Genomic DNA, 15,963 nt, shown 5'->3' with positions numbered 1-15,963 from the left:
CGGCTCACGCCTGGCGCCCCATGGACCAGCTCGCCCTCTTCGCCGACCTGCCCGCGGCGCCCGCCCGCCTGCCTCCCGGACTGCGCTACGAGCCAGGGCTGCTTGACGCAGCCGAGGCCAGCCGACTGGTGACGCTGCTGCAGCACCTGCCACTGGCCCCGGCGCGCTACAAGGGCCACGTCGCACGACGCAGGGTGCTGAGCTACGGGCACGGCTTTGACTTCGACACGCTGCGGCTGCAGCCCGCGCCCGGCCTGATCCCCGCCTTGCAGCCGGTGCGCGACCGCGCCGCGGCCTGGGCCGGCATTCCGCCACGGGATCTGGCCCATGCGCTGCTTGCCGCCTACCCGCCCGGGGCCCCGCTCGGCTGGCACCGCGATGTGCCCGATTTCGAAGACGTCATCGGCCTTTCGCTGGGTGCGGCGGCCGAGATGCGATGGCGGCCGTGGCCACCCGGCTCCGGCGGTCGGGCCGACACGCTGCGCCTCACGCTCGCGCCCGGCTCGGTCTATCTGATGCAAGGGGAGGCACGTTGGGGCTGGCAGCACAGCCTGCCGCCCGTGCCCGACTGGCGCTGGTCCATCACCTTCCGAACGTTGCGGCGCGGAACGCGTTACGCTGGGGGCTGAGCCACTTCCGGAGCCCTCATGCTGATCCGTGCCGACGATGCCCTGTTGCTGGTGGTCGACCTGCAGGCCCGCCTGATGCCTGCCGTGCACGGCGCCGATGCCATCGTGGGGCGGGCGCTTGACCTCATCGCCAGCGCGGCCGACCTGGGCGTGCCGGTGATGGTGTCAGAGCACTGCGTCGACAAGCTGGGCGGCTCGGTGCCCTCCGTGCGGGATGCGGCCGAAGCCGCCGGCGCGAGCTTCGTGTTCAAGCGGCATTTCAGCTGTGCGCGCGAGCCGGGATTTCTGGATGCTGCGCGCGCCATGGGGCGCCACCAGGTCGTGGTGGTCGGTGCCGAAGCGCATGTGTGCGTGCTGCAGACCGTGCTCGGCTTGCTGGAGGCCGGCCATCGCGTTTTCGTGGTGGCCGATGCAGCTGGTTCACGACATGAGCCAGACAAGGTGCTTGCGCTTCAACGCATGCAGGCCGCTGGCGCAGCCATCGTGAACACCGAGATGGTGCTGTTCGAATGGCTGGCATGCGCCGATCACCCCGCGTTCCGGCAGGTGCTGCCGCGCATCAAACGCGGCTGAAGGGTCACAGGCGGATCAGGCGCTCGAGCGCCTTCTCCAGCGTGGCGGCCGATTTGGCAAAGCAGAAGCGGATCACGCCCTCGTCTCGGCCATCGGGGTAGAAGGCCGACACCGGGATGGCGGCCACGCCGTGTTCGGTGACCAGGCGCTCGACAAAGGCGCGGTCACCTTCATCGCTGATGGCGCTGTAGCGCACACACTGGAAGTAGGTGCCCTGGCATGGCAGAAGCTCAAAACGTGAGCCGGACAGCGCCTGCCGGAAGATGTCGCGCTTGCCCTGGTACAGCGCCTTGAGCTGCTCGTACCACCCTGGCCGCTTCATGAACGTGGCCAGCGCCACCTGGCTGGGCGCGTGCACGGTGAAAACGATGAACTGGTGCGCCTTGCGGAACTCGGCCATCAACGCGCGGGGCGCCACGCAGTAAGCCACCTTCCAACCGGTGATGTGGTAGGTCTTGCCAAAGCTCGAGACCACCACGCTGCGCTCGGCGAGGCCGGGGTAGCGCAGCACGCTTTCGTGGCGCGCCTGGTCGAACACCATGTGCTCGTAGACCTCGTCGCTGAGCACGACGATGTCGGTGCCCTTGAGCAGCGCCTCCAGCCGGGTCATGTCGTCGGCCGTCCAGACGCTGCCGGTCGGGTTGTGCGGGGTGTTGACGATCACCATCCGCGTGCGCGGCGTGATGAGGCGGGCCACTTCATCCCAATCGGGGCGCCAGTCGGGCTGGTTCAGTGTGGCGTACACCACCTTGCCGCCCTGCAGCTCGACGCTCGGGGCATAGCTGTCGTAGACCGGCGTGAAGACGATGACCTCGTCGCCCGGATGCACCAGCGCGGCAATCGCCGTGAAGAGGCCCTGTGTCGCGCCTGCCGTCACCGTGATCTCGGTGTCGACGTCGTAAGTGGCGCCGTACAGCGCCTGCACCTTCTCGGCGATGGCCTCGCGCAGCACCGGCATGCCGGCCATCGGGGCGTACTGGTTGTGGCCTGCGCGGGTGGCCTCGTCAAGCAACGCCAGCAGGTCGGCCGGCGCGTCGAAATCGGGGAAGCCCTGTGACAGGTTGAGGGCACCGTGCTGCTGGGCCAGCGCCGACATCACCGTGAAGATGGTGGTGCCGACCTGCGGCAGGCGTGAGGCAATGGAGACGGGCGTGTCAGGCATGGGCCCGAGGATAGCCCGTCACCGACCTCAGAACGTGTAACGGGCCGTCAACGCTGCATTGAGGCGTGCGCCGTAGCCGCAGTCCTGGCCGAGGCCGCGGCACCACGACAGATAGGTCTTGTCGGCCAGGTTCTTCACGTCGAAGCGGAAGTCCCAGGGGCCGGTGACGTAGCCCACCATCGCGTCCACCAGGTTGACCGTGTCCAGCAGCGGCTGGCCATTGGCGCCGGTGACGGAACCGGTATGGCGCACGCCCGCGCCCACACGCCAGCCGCCCGGCAGGCGGTACTGCGCCCAGGTGGAGGCGCTGCGCTCGGCCACCGAGGCCAGCCGCAGACCGGTCTGGTCGTTCACGGCCTTCATGTCGGTGTAGTTGGCCGACAACTCAAGCGCGTTCATGCGGTGGCGTACCTCCACTTCCCAGCCCTTGGTCGCGGCGCCCGTCTGCTCGACGCCGCCGGGCGTGCTGCCCTGAACCACGCGGTTCGTTTCCTTGATGTCGAACCACGCGAGGTTGACCGAGGTCTGGCCGGAGTCGGACAGGTACTTCAGGCCCGCTTCCTTCTGCTCGCCTTCGGTCGGCTTGAGGAAGCTCGCGCTCGACGTGCCATCGGTGCCGAGGTTGGGCACGAAGGCTTCCGAGTAACTGACATAGGGCGACACGCCCATCGGCAGCTTGTACATCAGGCCCAGCCGGCCCGTGGTGGCCTGGTTGTGCACGGTGGTTTCCGCACCGCTGACGGCCACCGTGACGTTGCGCGCGTGGTCACGCCGCAAGGCGGCCGAGGCCACCCACGGGCCCCAGCTGATGTGGTCGGTGGCATAGAGGCCGGTCTGGATCAGCTTGCTGTCCGGGCGGTCGCTCCAGGTCAGCGCCGACGTTCTCACGCTGCCATAGACCGGGTTGTAAAGGTTGATGTTGGTGCCCGCACCGTAGCTGTAGTTGTATTCATCCCAGCGCGCGTGCTGGTGGTCGAGGCCCACCGCCACATGGTGGCGCGTCGGGCCCAGCGTCAGCTTGCCCTCCAGGCGCACGTCGCCCGCAAAGACCTCCGTCTTGCGGTCGGTGGTGTAGATGGTGCGGGTGATGTCGCCCGCATCGGTGGGCACAGCCCCCACGGTGGCCCAGTGCTCGCGGGTCACGCTGGCCGAGTGCGTCTTGCGCAGCGTGGCCGAGGTGCGCCAGTCGTCGTTCAGTTGCTGGTCGAGCAGCAGCGTGAACTCGTTCTTGCGCGTGTCGTAGCGATCCCAGCCGGGCTCGCCCACGAAGGTGCTGCTCGACAGACGGCCCAGCGGCGCCGGGTCGATCGTGCCCTTCGAGGGCAGGAACTGAGATGACACCTGCCCCTTGTATTGCTGGTGGGTGTACAGCGCCGTGATGCTCGTGCCGGCGCGCGGCTGCCACGTCACAGAGGGCATCAGCACCACCGCGTCGTCGGCCACGTGGTCCACCTGCGTGTCGCTGTCGCGCTTCAAGGCCACCAGGCGATACAGCCACTGGCCATCGGCCGACAGGGGCCCCGTCAGGTCGGTGGCCACCTGCTTGCGGTTGTGGCTGCCGACCTGCACCTCGATCTCACGGCGCGGTGTGGCTTGCGGCCGCTTGCTGACCACGTTCACGATGCCACCCAGTTCGGCCTGGCCGTACAGCACCGAAGACGGGCCCTTGAGGACTTCCACACGCTCCAGCGTGTAGATGTCGGGGCGCACGTTGTTGTAGTAGCCGTAGATGCCGCGCAGCCCGTCGACGTAGGCCGCTGGCGACAGGCCGCGGATGGCCGCCCAGTCGCCCCGGGTATCGAAGCCATAGCGGCCGGCCTGCACCCCGGCGCTGTAGAGCAGCGCGTCTTCCACGCTGCGCGCGCCCGTCTCGCGGATCTGGGCGACGTCGATGACTTCCATCGAGAACGGTGTCTCGTACACGCTGACCGGGCTCTTGCCCACGGTGGCGGCGCGCGTCTGGGTCACCAGCGGGTCGGCCTTGGCCGCCTTGCTGGCCTTGACGCGCACCTCGGGCAGGGCTCCACCGGCCGCGGGTGCAGAGACCTCGGCGTCGGCCGCGAAGGCGGTTGCAGAACAGGCCAGCAGGGCGGCCAGAAAGAGCGGAGAAGGAGGGTGACAACGCATGGCAAAGGTATATCTATGTAACGCTAATGAGATTGATTCGCATTCTATAATCTCATCTCGAAGCATGTCGACCGGCCCGGTAACGATGTGCACCGCCCTCCGTCGCCCACTCGCCACAACCATGTCCACCCTGACCCACGCCCCCTCGCAAGCGCCCCGATGGCGCTGGTTCCACCGCATCGTTCTGAGCGTGCTCGGGGCGTACGCCTTCACGTGGGGCGTTTCGGCGTTGGCCGTGGTGGCGCTGGTCGCCGCTGGCATCGGCTTTCACGAAGCCGAGCACGGCGTGCTGATCGCCGCCTTCCTGGTCTACCTCGTTGCCTTTCTGTGGGCCTTCGCCGCGCCGCGCCTGAGCCGCGTGTGGTGGGTGCTCGGTGGTGGGGGGGCGGCCTCGATGGCGGCCTCCCTGCTGTGGCAGCGCGTGCTGATGAGCTGAAAGGAGCCCTGCAATGAACTGGACTTTCCGTCAGGCCATGGCCTGGATGCACACGTGGTTCGGGCTCGTGCTCGGCTTCGTGCTCATGGTGGTGTTCTTCTTTGGCTCGCTCTCGGTGTTCGACCGCGAGATCGACCGCTGGGCCATTCCGCAGACGCGTTTTGCGCCGCAGCCCATGCCGTCGTTCGACCACATGCTGCGGCCGCTGATGGACAGGCTGGAGCCGTCGCCCGTCGAGTACGCGGCCAAGATGCCGGTGCTGCACGATGCTGCGAAGGGCCCGATGACGCCACGCGAAGCGCTGCCCATCGACGAGTTCTGGGCCTACACCACCCACCGTGACCCGGTCCTGCTGGTCGGCGCCGATTTCGCCGTGCCCCTGCCCAAGGACCCGGCGGCGCACAACCACATCCACAACCGCGTGACGGTGGACCCCCGCACCGGCCAGATCCTGAAAGACGACCAGCTGAAAGTGGGCAGCGCCTTCTTCTACCCGCTGCACTACAGCCTGCACCTCAAGTGGAAGAACATCGGCTACTTCGTGGTGGGCCTCGCCGCCTTCATCATGCTGGCGGCGCTGGTCAGCGGGGTGGTGATCCACCGGCGGCTGTTCCGCGAGTTCTTCACCTTCCGGCCGCGCAAGCACCTGCAGCGCAGCACGCTCGACCTGCACAACCTGACCGGCGTGCTGGCCCTGCCCTTCCACTTCTTCTTCGCCTTCACGGGGCTGGTGATCTTCGCGGCCTCGATCTACCTGCCGCTGGGCCACACCGTGCTCAAGCCGCTGCACGATCAGCACGCCGTGCTGGAAGCAACGCGCACGGGCCTGCCGCACGAACGCGCCGGGGTGGCCGCACCGCTCGCCTCGGTCGATGCCATGGTGGCCGAAGCGCGCCGCCGCTGGGCCGAGCGCGACATGCCCGGCCAAGTGGGCTTTCTGAAGCTGCACCACATCGGCGATGCCAACGGCTACGTCAGCGTCTACCGCGCGGGCAGCGACCGTGTGGCCCTGGTGGGCGAAGGCATCCACTTCCAGGCCAGCACCGGCCGCGTGCTGTACGAAGACCCACCCCGGGCGCCCGCGTCAGCCGTGCACCAGTTCCTCTCGGGCCTGCACCTGCAGCACTTCGAACACTGGCTGCTGCGCTGGCTGTATGTGGTGGGCGGCCTGCTGGGCTGCCTGTGCATCGGCACCGGCTTCGTGTTCTTCGTGGAAAAGCGCAAGCAGCAGCACGCGCGCCAGGGATCGGCCGGTGCGCGCGTGGTCGACGCGCTGGCCGTGACCACCGTGACGGGCATGCTGCTGGCCACCACCGGCATGCTGCTGGTGAACCGCCTGCTGCCCGCAGACCTCAGCGGTGCAGCCGATTGGCAGATGCGCGCGTTCTGGGGGATCTGGCTGCTGAGCCTGGTGCATGCGGGCTGGCGCAACGCGCCGGTGTCGCGCGGCCTGCGCTCACCGGCCTGGCGCGAGCAGTGCCTGGCCGTGGCGCTGGTGGCCGTGGCGGCCGTGGTGGCGAACGGCTGGAGCACGGGCGCCCACCTGGGCGTGACCATGCCCGCTGCCAACTGGCCGGTGGCCGGAGTGGACCTGAGCCTGCTGGCCACGGCCCTGCTGGCCCTGGCGGTGCGACGCAAGCTGGGCCGCGTTCAGCCCGTGGTGCAGAACGCGCCGGGCACGCCGCGCGCACAGGAGGTCGCCCATGTCTGACTGGCTCAACACTTTGATGGCGCCCTTGCTGGCCCACGCTGGCATGGTGTGGCTGGCCCTGGCCATGCCGGTGCACTGGCAGCAGGTACAAGACACCCGCTCAGAACCTGAGCCAGGCACGCAGCGCCGCCTGCGGGTGCTGGGGGCAGCGGCGCTGGGGGGCGCCCTGGTGGCCTGCCTGCAGCGCGATCACCCTTCGATGGCGGTGCTGGTGTGGGTGATGTGGCTCACCGTGGCCGCCGTGGTCGTGACGCTGGGCCTGGCGTGGCGCCCCCGCACGTGGCGCCTGTGGGCCGGCTGGCGCAGAAGCTGATGCTCAGGCGGCCCCGGCGCCGCCTTCCGCCATGGCATTCAGGCTCGCGTCTGCCTGCTCCAGCAGGGGCAGCATGCGCCGGGTCAGCTCGATGTCGCTCGTGACCCCCAGCTTGCGCTTGATCTGATAGTGCAGATTGCAGATGGTCTTCTCGCTGAGGTGCAGCGTCGCGGCAATCTCTGCCACCGGCAAGGGCCGAAGCAGCATGCGCAGCACCTCGAACTCGCGCGGCGTCAGCGCATCGAGGCCGGTGTCGCCCTCCACACGGGCCAGCGCGAGGGCCTGCGCCACATCCGGGCTGAGGGCACGCCGGCCTGCGGCCACTTCGGCAATGGCGTTCAACAGCGTCTCGGCCGGGCTCGACTTGCTCACATAGCCCCGCGCCCCGGCCCGCAAGGCCACCTGCGCAAAGTCGGGCGAGCCGTGCATGGTGAAGATCAGCACGCGGGCCTGCGGATCGAGCGCGAGCAGCCGGCGGGTCAGCTCGAGCCCACTCTGCCCCGGCAAGGCCATGTCGGTGACGACGACATCGGGCCGGTTCTGGCGGTAGAGCTGGTAGGCCTCTTCGGCACTGCCCGCGTCGTCGATCAGGTCGAGGTGAGCCTGCCGGCGCAGCAGGTGGCGGTAGCCGGCCCGCACGATGGCATGGTCGTCGACCAGCAGCAGGCGGATGACGGGGGTGGCGGCAGATTCAGGCATGGGCAGACACCGGGCGCAGCGGCCATTGCAGGGTCAGGACAAAGGCGTCTCCGGCCGGGGCCGGCTCGCGCGCCGCGTGCAGATCGCCACCACGGGCACGCACCCGCTCGGCCATCATGCCCAGGCCCAGCCCGGTCCCGGAGGCCGCACGGTTCGGCGGGCTCGATGAACAGGCATTGCGAACCGACAGGCACAGGCGGCCGTGCGCCAGGGTCACCGACAGGCGAACCGGCTCACGTGCATCGGCATAGCGCGCGGCATTGGTCAGGGCCTCCTGGCAGGCGCGGTACAGGCCCAGGCTGGTGGCCTCGTCCAACTCGGCAGGCCAACGTGCAGGCAAGGTCAGCTCGGCCCGAAGCGGTGGCTGGCGCGCCGCACGCTGGCGCAGGTTCCAGGCGCTCACGAGGTCCTGCAAGGCCCACTGCAGGCCCTGCTCATCCAGCAGGGGCGGGCGCAAACGAACCAACAGACCACGCACGCCGGCGGCCAGTTCGTTCACGGTCGCATCCAGGATCTCGGTGTCTTCGATGGTAGCCGGCTCGCCCACCGCGGCACTCTGGCGGATGCCGGACGACACCGCCTGCAGCGCGGCAATGCACTGCCCCATCTCGTCGTGCAGGTCGTGGGCGATGTCGCGGCGCTCGGCCTCCTGGGTGTCGATGAGCCGTGTCGTGAGTGCTGCGCGGATGGCCGTCAGCTGTGCCAGGGTGGCGGCCAGCCGCTGGATGCCCTCGCCGAGCCGGCGAAACTCGCGCGCGCCCTGCCGGGGCAGGGACAGGGTGTGCTCGCCTTCGCCCAGCCGGTCGAGGGCCGCCACAAACCCGGCCGTGGGCTGCAACAGGCGGCGCAACACCAGCCACACCAGCAAATCGAGTGCGGCGATGGTGGCGGCCGTCAGGCTGGTCAGGTCCTGCAACCGGCTCCAGAGTTGTTCGATCACGGCGGCCTGCTGGGGCTCGATGCGCAGCACCCCGTCTTCGCGCGACCACAGCCGGATCCCCCGGGTGACACTGACGGGCAGGCGCTCGCCCAGCCACGTGGCCAGCCAGGCCGGCACCGCTTCGGTGGGCACCGGCGGCTCGCACCCCCACTGCACCAGCGGCTGGTCGATGGCCTGGTAGCGCAGGCACACCGGCCGGCCATACAAGGCCACCACCCGCGCCAGATCGGGCAGGCGCCCGCCCGCATCCTGCGCCACCAGTTGCCGGCGCAACTGCTGCTCGGTCAGCCGCTGCAGGATGTCTGCCTGGGCCTCGATCGTGCCGCGCCCTTCCTGCTGCAGCCGCCACACCACGAAGCCCGACACCCCGAACCAGCACAGCAGGCCGACCAGGGTCATGCGGATCAGCAGATGGGCAGACAAGGACATGGCCAGCGAGGATACGCGCAGCGGCGGCTTTGCACAGCGGTGTCGGCCCTGTGCCAGGCTGTGTCACTCCGGCACATACACCATGCCGCCGTCCTGCATCTTGTACAGCATGCCGGCCTTCACGCCGGCCCCGGCGCCCTGGCCATCGGTGGCCTTGTAGCGGTCGATCTTCTGGCCGTCTTTGATGACGATCTCCATGTCGGGCTGGCCCGCACGGCGGATCACGGTCAGCTTGTCGTCGGTGAAGGGGTTCAGCGGGTTCTGGCTGACCACCAGCAGCAGGGCCGCCACCAGCACCAGGAACACGTCGATCAGGTTGACGACCGACAGAATGGGGTCGTCGTCTTCCAGGTCTTCGAGCAGGCCTGAAGCACGGCGCTGGCGTGCACGCGGCGGGACAGGTTGGAGGTCGCTCATGACATGAGCTCCTCTTCACTGGCCAGGCCGAGCATGTCGGCGGCATACCAGCGGCGGCGCACCTGGGCCACCGCATACGTGATGGCCGCCGCAATCAGCGCCAGGATGACGGCCGAGAAGGCCACCATCAGGCTGCGCGAGACCTCGGCCATCTGCCCATCGGCCAGCGCCTTGAGTGCCGGCCCCATCGGGATCATCGTGGCCACCAGGCCCAGCATGGGCGCCACGCGGGTCACCAGTCGCACCAACTCCAGCCGGCGCAGGGCCAGCGCCTCGAGGTGGCTGAGGGACAAGGCGGGCTCACGCTCGCGCCACAAACGCATTTCGAAGCCGGCCGGCAGGCCCCGGTGGCGCTGCCAGGCCTGCCGCACAAAGCCACCGAGCGCCACGAAGGCGTAGGCAAACGCGGCGCTGATGGCCAGCAGCACGGGTACCAGAAAAAGCTGGCTCACGCCGTACATGGCGTGGTCGATGGAGGCGATGGCACTCATGCGGGTTGCCCTCCAGCCTGCAGGCGGATGCCGGCGAGCCGGGTGCGCCCCTGTCGCCACGCCCCGATGGCCACCAGCAGCGCCAGCAGGGCGCCCATCCCCACGGTGTACCAGCCTGAAAATGCCGTTGTGGTGGCGGTGGGCTGCTTCTGCAGCGCCTGGCCCTGAACGTCCTCGGTCGGCACGCCCACGCCCTTGCCGGTGCGGTCACGCGAGCCGGTGTGGTAGCCCGTTTTCAGAAAGGTCTGCGCATCTTCGCTGCCTTCGGCGGCAGCCTGCTCGAACCACTTGCGCGCCTCGGCCTCGTTGCGGGCCACACCGCGCCCTTCCCACAAGGCGCTGGCGTAATGCAGCTTGCCCATCACGGCATAGCCATCGTGGCCGGACTCGGCCGCGCGCTTGAACATCGCGGTGGCAGCCACAGAGTCCTGCGGCACGCCCTCGCCTTCCTGCAGCAGATGGCCCTTCCAGATCATCGGCCCGATGAAGCCCTTGGCAATGCACTTGTCGAAGATCTTGTGGGCGGTGGCGTAGTCGCCGCACTTGGCGGCGAGGTAGCCGTAGGCGCACATCGTGATGCTGGCGGGCTGTTCGGCCTGGTAGGCCAGCGACAGGTCACTGACGTTGTTGGCCGCCATGCTGGAGGGCCCGGCGCCCGTGGGCTCGGGCTGGCCGCAGGAGCCAGTTTGTGCGCCGGTCTGTGCGCCGGCTGTGACAGCAGACAGCGCCAGCATCAGCGCCACACCAGAGGAGATCCGGCGGGCGCGGGGTGGACTGAACGAGGGGGATGGAACCGGGGGCATGGGGCACTCCTGAAGCATGAGGCCGCGTCGAGCGGACTGACCTCAATGTAGGAAGCCTTCAGGTCAGCGGCCAGGGCAGGGAGCCCGAGTGGGGGCGGGCAAATTGCCCGAGGTGGGGAACTCGGCATGACAAATGGCGGAGAATCCCGCTGAACGGGATCGAGTGCGCCATCAGCCAGTTCCGCAGTGAACGCGTGGCGCCGAGTGCGCAGCGCGATCATCAATTTCTGAACTGCCTATGCGGCAGTGAACCATGTCAACCAGGCTTCCCACGGCCCGCGCCATTTCTGAGCTGCCTATGCGGCAGTGAACGCCGTGGTGGGCGCCGCGCCGGCGCGTGTGCTTTTCTGTGCTGCCTATGCGGCAGTGAACTTGCTCCCGGGTGCACTCCATCACCCGTGTCATTTCTGAGCTGCCTATGCGGCAGTGAACTGCCTTTCAGGAACTTCCGCGGTGCCCTGTTCTTTCTGAGCTGCCTATGCGGCAGTGAACAAAATGACCGGCGGCGAAGCGGTGGCCACGCTTTTCTGAGCTGCCTATGCGGCAGTGAACGCACTGCATCTCGATGCCTTCGCCCGCGCGATTTTCTGAGCTGCCTATGCGGCAGTGAACGCGTGGCCGGTGGTGGTGGTGGGTACTCGGATTTTCTGAGCTGCCTATGCGGCAGTGAACGTGATCCGCGTTCGGCTGGGGGCTCTGTGTCGTTTCTGAGCTGCCTATGCGGCAGTGAACGAAACGGTACAGGTCGCCATCCCGGCGGCCCATTTCTGAGCTGCCTATGCGGCAGTGAACTCCAGCGCGCGGGCGTCGCGGGTGTCCAGCATTTTCTGAGCTGCCTATGCGGCAGTGAACACGAGACCCCGCTGACCGCCGACGACGTGGACTTTCTGAGCTGCCTATGCGGCAGTGAACAACGAGCTGATCGCGCACGCACTCCGCGTCCATTTCTGAGCTGCCTATGCGGCAGTGAACGTTAGCGGCACGACCAGGACAAGCACAATGCCTTTCTGAGCTGCCTATGCGGCAGTGAACATCGCACCGGCACCAGTCTCAATCGCCATCTTTTTCTGAGCTGCCTATGCGGCAGTGAACACTCAAAGCGCAGCGAGTATGAGCGCCTTGGATTTCTGAGCTGCCTATGCGGCAGTGAACCCCATCTGCTCGCCGAGCTGCTGAACCATGATTTTCTGAGCTGCCTATGCGGCAGTGAACAAGAACCGCGATTTCCAGGCTGTGCGCGATGATTTCTGAGCTGCCTATGCGGCAGTGAACGCCTTCTTCGGCGCGGCGGTCCAGATCGCGCTTTTCTGAGCTGCCTATGCGGCAGTGAACGGTGACGTTGAGCGTCAGCGTGTTGGTGCCAGTTTCTGAGCTGCCTATGCGGCAGTGAACGCCAGCCTTGACGCCTTGTTTCGCAAGGCGAATTTCTGGGCTGCCTATGCGGCAGTGAACAGCACCGTGCGGGAGCGAGTCGCCGCACTCAATTTCTGAGCTGCCTATGCGGCAGTGAACGTTACCTCGCACTCTGCGGCCAGGTCGTTGGCTTTCTGAGCTGCCTATGCGGCAGTGAACCATCGGTGCCGACGACAGGCACATGGGCGCGTTTTCTGAGCTGCCTATGCGGCAGTGAACAACCTCACGCCGCAGTCGAAGTTCTACACGCTTTTCTGAGCTGCCTATGCGGCAGTGAACTTGGTACCCATCTCGTCGACGTCGGCCCAGCTTTTCTGAGCTGCCTATGCGGCAGTGAACCTGGACACTGGCCCATCACGCAACGAGTTCCATTTCTGAGCTGCCTATGCGGCAGTGAACGTGCGCTCGTCAACATCGAGCGTGCGGGCCAGTTTCTGAGCTGCCTATGCGGCAGTGAACGAATGCGGCGAGGTTCATCAGCTGCGCACCGTTTTCTGAGCTGCCTATGCGGCAGTGAACGTAGCGCGAGCGCCACGCGTCGGGGTGGGTGTTTTCTGAGCTGCCTATGCGGCAGTGAACGCGTTCGGCTGGGCTCAGTGCCTGGCCGTCGTTTTCTGAGCTGCCTATGCGGCAGTGAACGCCCTCCACGACCACGACCGACACCGCAGCCTTTTCTGAGCTGCCTATGCGGCAGTGAACTCAGGCCGGCATCAGCCATGGGTGGCCACCACTTTCTGAGCTGCCTATGCGGCAGTGAACTCTTCCCCCGTATTTTCCCCGGACGCTGGTGCTTTCTGAGCTGCCTATGCGGCAGTGAACCCAGCGCTGGAACAGCACCAGGATGCGGGTGCTTTCTGAGCTGCCTATGCGGCAGTGAACCGTTTTTGTTTGGGGGCACGAAATGGGTATTTTTTCTGAGCTGCCTATGCGGCAGTGAACGTAGGGAGTCCGGCACGCCGGGCGCGCATGGTTTTCTGAGCTGCCTATGCGGCAGTGAACGCATCTGGGCCAGCCTGCCCGGTGCGGGCTACTTTCTGAGCTGCCTATGCGGCAGTGAACACCATGAGCCGCTCAATCTCGCCCCGTTCGACTTTCTGAGCTGCCTATGCGGCAGTGAACTCGTCCATCGGCCAGTTTTTGGGCCTGCTGCATTTCTGAGCTGCCTATGCGGCAGTGAACCGAAGCCGGCCGGGCCGATGGCAACGCAAGACTTTCTGAGCTGCCTATGCGGCAGTGAACCTACGACACGCCGCAGTTCGACCGCGTCAGCATTTCTGAGCTGCCTATGCGGCAGTGAACGCCGAGTCCTTGACCAGCACGCGGGCGGCGGCTTTCTGAGCTGCCTATGCGGCAGTGAACAGACCCGTCGCCCTTGGCTTTCTACGCATCAGTTTCTGAGCTGCCTATGCGGCAGTGAACGTGTTGGCAAGGTTCGTGACCAGTTGAGAGTATTTCTGAGCTGCCTATGCGGCAGTGAACGACAAGTGCGCTGAGGAATACAGCAAGTTCAATTTCTGAGCTGCCTATGCGGCAGTGAACACGGTGCCGAAGCTGTTGGTGATTTGGGGCATTTTCTGAGCTGCCTATGCGGCAGTGAACTAAGGGTTCTGCTGCCCGCCTGCGAGCATCGATTTCTGAGCTGCCTATGCGGCAGTGAACTTGCCGCCCGTGACGTTGGCTTGCGTGTTGTATTTCTGAGCTGCCTATGCGGCAGTGAACCCACGTGGGGCCGAACTTGTAGGCGCCGAACATTTCTGAGCTGCCTATGCGGCAGTGAACGACAGTCCCGGCTCACATGATCGACCGGGCATTTTCTGAGCTGCCTATGCGGCAGTGAACTCCAATCGAGGATGGACTCCAGCCCATGAGCATTTCTGAGCTGCCTATGCGGCAGTGAACTACGAGATCATCTTCGGCCACCGCCGCCACACTTTCTGAGCTGCCTATGCGGCAGTGAACTCCGCGCTGGCGCAAACAACAAGGTCGAGCAATTTCTGAGCCTATGCGGCAGTGAACGAACTCCTGAAACCGGCCGTGAGGGGCGTAGATTTCTGAGCTGCCTATGCGGCAGTGAACCTTCCGCCCGTCGAACGGCGAGGACGTCATGTTTTCTGAGCTGCCTATGCGGCAGTGAACACGCGGCTACTACTTCACGCGCATCGGCAATCTTTCTGAGCTGCCTATGCGGCAGTGAACCATCGACGCTGGAGACAAATACATCGCTGTCATTTCTGAGCTGCCTATGCTGCAGTGAACTTGGTGCAGGCATCGGCGGCGTGTTCGTCGGTTTTCTGAGCTGCCTATGCGGCAGTGAACGGGCAGGGCGCGCCTGGATCTGTCCGGGTCCGTTTCTGAGCTGCCTATGCGGCAGTGAACCATCGGTGCCGACGACAGGCACATGGGCGCGTTTTCTGAGCTGCCTATGCGGCAGTGAACTTCGTCAGCCTGGCGCTGACGCTGGGTTGCGATTTCTGAGCTGCCTATACGGCAGTGAACATGTACTTGGAACCAGCCGATCCGAGCTCAGATTTCTGAGCTGCCTATGCGGCAGTGAACTACACCTGGCTCAAGGATGCGCTGCTGTCAAATTTCTGAGCTGCCTATGCGGCAGTGAACCTGAAGGCGCAGAAGACCTCGGTTGCCAAGAATTTCTGAGCTGCCTATGCGGCAGTGAACGCTGCACCCATTGCTTTCGGCGATCTGCTTCATTTCTGAGCTGCCTATGCGGCAGTGAACATCAACTACTTCGACAACCCTTGGTTCCCCGAGTTTCTGAGCTGCCTATGCGGCAGTGAACGCTACTGTTGCCAGCACCGCCGGTATCGACAATTTCTGAGCTGCCTATGCGGCAGTGAACATGAAAAGCAGCGTCACCCTTCACGCCGTGAATTTCTGAGCTGCCTATGCGGCAGTGAACCCTGGCACGTGGGTTCAGTGCCGCTTTCTGACTTTCTGAGCTGCCTATGCGGCAGTGAACGGGTCGACGCCGCCAGCGCCCTTGCTGGTGTTTTTCTGAGCTGCCTATGCGGCAGTGAACACCCAGAACGCCACGCAAAAGGCGGGCGGCAATTTCTGAGCTGCCTATGCGGCAGTGAACCGACAGCGCGGATGCGCCATCACGCCATGCCCTTTCTGAGCTGCCTATGCGGCAGTGAACAGATCGACGCAGCACAGGCCATGCACGACGAGTTTCTGAGCTGCCTATGCGGCAGTGAACGGTTGAACGCCGCGTTGCTGCGCTTCCGGGTCTTTCTGAGCTGCCTATGCGGCAGTGAACAGACTCGTCTTGGCATCACCAAGTACAACCAATTTCTGAGCTGCCTATGCGGCAGTGAACGCCGACTCGTCCTTGCCGCCAGCCTTCTGGGTTTTCTGAGCTGCCTATGCGGCAGTGAACGTGAGGGTGACGCCGTGCAATGCGCGATGGCTCTTTCTGAGCTGCCTATGCGGCAGTGAACGACGCTGAGACAGGCATCGAGGAAACCGATCTTTTCTGAGCTGCCTATGCGGCAGTGAACGTGTACCACGTGCAGGCACGCAAGTGGGGCAGTTTCTGAGCTGCCTATGCGGCAGTGAACGACCAAGTTGTTCAGATGATTTAGCGCGGATGTTTCTGAGCTGCCTATGCGGCAGTGAACATCATGCTCGGCGGGTATCGACGCGCTGGGTTTTTCTGAGCTGCCTATGCGGCAGTGAACACGAAGCCCGGCAAGATCGTGACGTGGACGATTTTCTGAGCTGCCTATGCGGCAGTGAACGATGGGATGTTGAATCACGAGCAAAACTGAGCCACTAAAGGGCATCCGTCACGCCCAATTTT

12 protein-coding genes and 1 CRISPR repeat array are annotated in these 15,963 nt (G+C 65.6%); of the genes, 5 read left to right on the top strand and 7 right to left on the bottom strand.

The features are described 5' to 3' along the window. Nucleotides 1–20 precede the first annotated feature (20 nt). Both Q0Z44_RS10130 and Q0Z44_RS10125 read left to right on the top strand, forming a co-directional pair. The gene (locus Q0Z44_RS10130) at nucleotides 21–629 is read left to right on the top strand and encodes an alpha-ketoglutarate-dependent dioxygenase AlkB (protein WP_298012228.1); all 609 of its coding nucleotides are present in this window, start codon (nucleotides 21–23) and stop codon (nucleotides 627–629) included. 18 nt (nucleotides 630–647) lie between these two features. Continuing rightward, nucleotides 648–1,202, top strand: a complete 555-nt coding sequence (locus Q0Z44_RS10125) for an isochorismatase family protein (RefSeq protein ID WP_298012226.1) — start codon at nucleotides 648–650, stop codon at nucleotides 1,200–1,202. Between the two features lie 4 nt (nucleotides 1,203–1,206). On the opposite strand, the gene Q0Z44_RS10120 is transcribed toward Q0Z44_RS10125, so the two are convergent. After that, complete coding sequence (locus Q0Z44_RS10120) at nucleotides 1,207–2,364, bottom strand: pyridoxal phosphate-dependent aminotransferase (protein ID WP_298012223.1); 1,158 nt, start codon at nucleotides 2,362–2,364, stop codon at nucleotides 1,207–1,209. A gap of 27 nt (nucleotides 2,365–2,391) precedes the next feature. Then, nucleotides 2,392–4,491 (bottom strand): TonB-dependent siderophore receptor, encoded by a 2,100-nt coding sequence (locus tag Q0Z44_RS10115; protein ID WP_298012220.1) that lies wholly within the window; start codon nucleotides 4,489–4,491, stop codon nucleotides 2,392–2,394. 121 nt (nucleotides 4,492–4,612) lie between these two features. Between Q0Z44_RS10115 and Q0Z44_RS10110 the strand changes: the two genes are divergently transcribed. The 3 genes from Q0Z44_RS10110 to Q0Z44_RS10100 are packed head-to-tail and all read left to right on the top strand — an operon-like array spanning nucleotide 4,613 to nucleotide 6,951. Continuing rightward, entirely contained in the window at nucleotides 4,613–4,927 is a 315-nt protein-coding gene (locus Q0Z44_RS10110) for an iron uptake protein (RefSeq protein WP_298012217.1), read from the top strand. Between the two features lie 13 nt (nucleotides 4,928–4,940). Further along, nucleotides 4,941–6,638: a PepSY-associated TM helix domain-containing protein gene (locus tag Q0Z44_RS10105; protein WP_298012214.1), complete on the top strand. Its 1,698-nt coding sequence runs from the start codon at nucleotides 4,941–4,943 to the stop codon at nucleotides 6,636–6,638. Continuing rightward, entirely contained in the window at nucleotides 6,631–6,951 is a 321-nt protein-coding gene (locus tag Q0Z44_RS10100; RefSeq protein WP_298012212.1) for a DUF3325 domain-containing protein, read from the top strand. The genes Q0Z44_RS10105 and Q0Z44_RS10100 overlap by 8 nt, the downstream gene beginning before the upstream one ends. 3 nt (nucleotides 6,952–6,954) lie before the next feature. Here Q0Z44_RS10100 and Q0Z44_RS10095 read toward each other — a convergent pair whose 3' ends face one another. The 5 genes from Q0Z44_RS10095 to Q0Z44_RS10075 form a co-directional block, all read right to left on the bottom strand. After that, the gene (locus tag Q0Z44_RS10095) at nucleotides 6,955–7,650 is read right to left on the bottom strand and encodes a response regulator transcription factor (protein ID WP_109033836.1); all 696 of its coding nucleotides are present in this window, start codon (nucleotides 7,648–7,650) and stop codon (nucleotides 6,955–6,957) included. Then, a complete protein-coding gene (locus Q0Z44_RS10090) occupies nucleotides 7,643–9,019 on the bottom strand; it encodes a histidine kinase (protein WP_298012209.1) in 1,377 nt (458 codons plus the stop codon). The genes Q0Z44_RS10095 and Q0Z44_RS10090 overlap by 8 nt, the downstream gene beginning before the upstream one ends. 63 nt (nucleotides 9,020–9,082) lie before the next feature. Continuing rightward, nucleotides 9,083–9,436 carry a DUF2149 domain-containing protein gene (locus tag Q0Z44_RS10085; RefSeq protein WP_298012207.1) on the bottom strand — a complete coding sequence of 118 codons (354 nt, stop codon included), beginning with the start codon at nucleotides 9,434–9,436 and terminating at the stop codon, nucleotides 9,083–9,085. Further along, nucleotides 9,433–9,927: a MotA/TolQ/ExbB proton channel family protein gene (locus tag Q0Z44_RS10080; protein WP_298012205.1), complete on the bottom strand. Its 495-nt coding sequence runs from the start codon at nucleotides 9,925–9,927 to the stop codon at nucleotides 9,433–9,435. The genes Q0Z44_RS10085 and Q0Z44_RS10080 overlap by 4 nt, the downstream gene beginning before the upstream one ends. Then, nucleotides 9,924–10,730, bottom strand: a complete 807-nt coding sequence (locus Q0Z44_RS10075; protein WP_298012203.1) for a hypothetical protein — start codon at nucleotides 10,728–10,730, stop codon at nucleotides 9,924–9,926. The genes Q0Z44_RS10080 and Q0Z44_RS10075 overlap by 4 nt, the downstream gene beginning before the upstream one ends. Nucleotides 10,731–10,954: 224 nt before the next feature. Then, a CRISPR array of direct repeats spans nucleotides 10,955–15,901; the repeat unit is 28 nt; unit sequence TTTCTGAGCTGCCTATGCGGCAGTGAAC. Nucleotides 15,902–15,963 lie beyond the last annotated feature (62 nt).

Origin of the sequence: uncultured Aquabacterium sp. (assembly GCF_947366995.1) — a bacterium.
Lineage (GTDB): Bacteria > Pseudomonadota > Gammaproteobacteria > Burkholderiales > Burkholderiaceae_C > Aquabacterium.
The sequence above is the reverse complement of the archived record's forward strand: the minus strand, read 5'-3'. Positions and strand labels throughout refer to the sequence as shown.

Coding starts and splice junctions, on each gene's coding strand:
- Q0Z44_RS10110 (WP_298012217.1), top strand. CDS start 4,613: ATGTCCACCCTGACCCACGCCCCCTCGCAAGCGCCCCGATGGCGCTGG.
- Q0Z44_RS10105 (WP_298012214.1), top strand. CDS start 4,941: ATGAACTGGACTTTCCGTCAGGCCATGGCCTGGATGCACACGTGGTTC.
- Q0Z44_RS10095 (WP_109033836.1), bottom strand. CDS start 7,650: ATGCCTGAATCTGCCGCCACCCCCGTCATCCGCCTGCTGCTGGTCGAC.
- Q0Z44_RS10100 (WP_298012212.1), top strand. CDS start 6,631: ATGTCTGACTGGCTCAACACTTTGATGGCGCCCTTGCTGGCCCACGCT.
- Q0Z44_RS10075 (WP_298012203.1), bottom strand. CDS start 10,730: ATGCCCCCGGTTCCATCCCCCTCGTTCAGTCCACCCCGCGCCCGCCGG.
- Q0Z44_RS10080 (WP_298012205.1), bottom strand. CDS start 9,927: ATGAGTGCCATCGCCTCCATCGACCACGCCATGTACGGCGTGAGCCAG.
- Q0Z44_RS10130 (WP_298012228.1), top strand. CDS start 21: ATGGACCAGCTCGCCCTCTTCGCCGACCTGCCCGCGGCGCCCGCCCGC.
- Q0Z44_RS10090 (WP_298012209.1), bottom strand. CDS start 9,019: ATGTCCTTGTCTGCCCATCTGCTGATCCGCATGACCCTGGTCGGCCTG.
- Q0Z44_RS10125 (WP_298012226.1), top strand. CDS start 648: ATGCTGATCCGTGCCGACGATGCCCTGTTGCTGGTGGTCGACCTGCAG.
- Q0Z44_RS10085 (WP_298012207.1), bottom strand. CDS start 9,436: ATGAGCGACCTCCAACCTGTCCCGCCGCGTGCACGCCAGCGCCGTGCT.
- Q0Z44_RS10120 (WP_298012223.1), bottom strand. CDS start 2,364: ATGCCTGACACGCCCGTCTCCATTGCCTCACGCCTGCCGCAGGTCGGC.
- Q0Z44_RS10115 (WP_298012220.1), bottom strand. CDS start 4,491: ATGCGTTGTCACCCTCCTTCTCCGCTCTTTCTGGCCGCCCTGCTGGCC.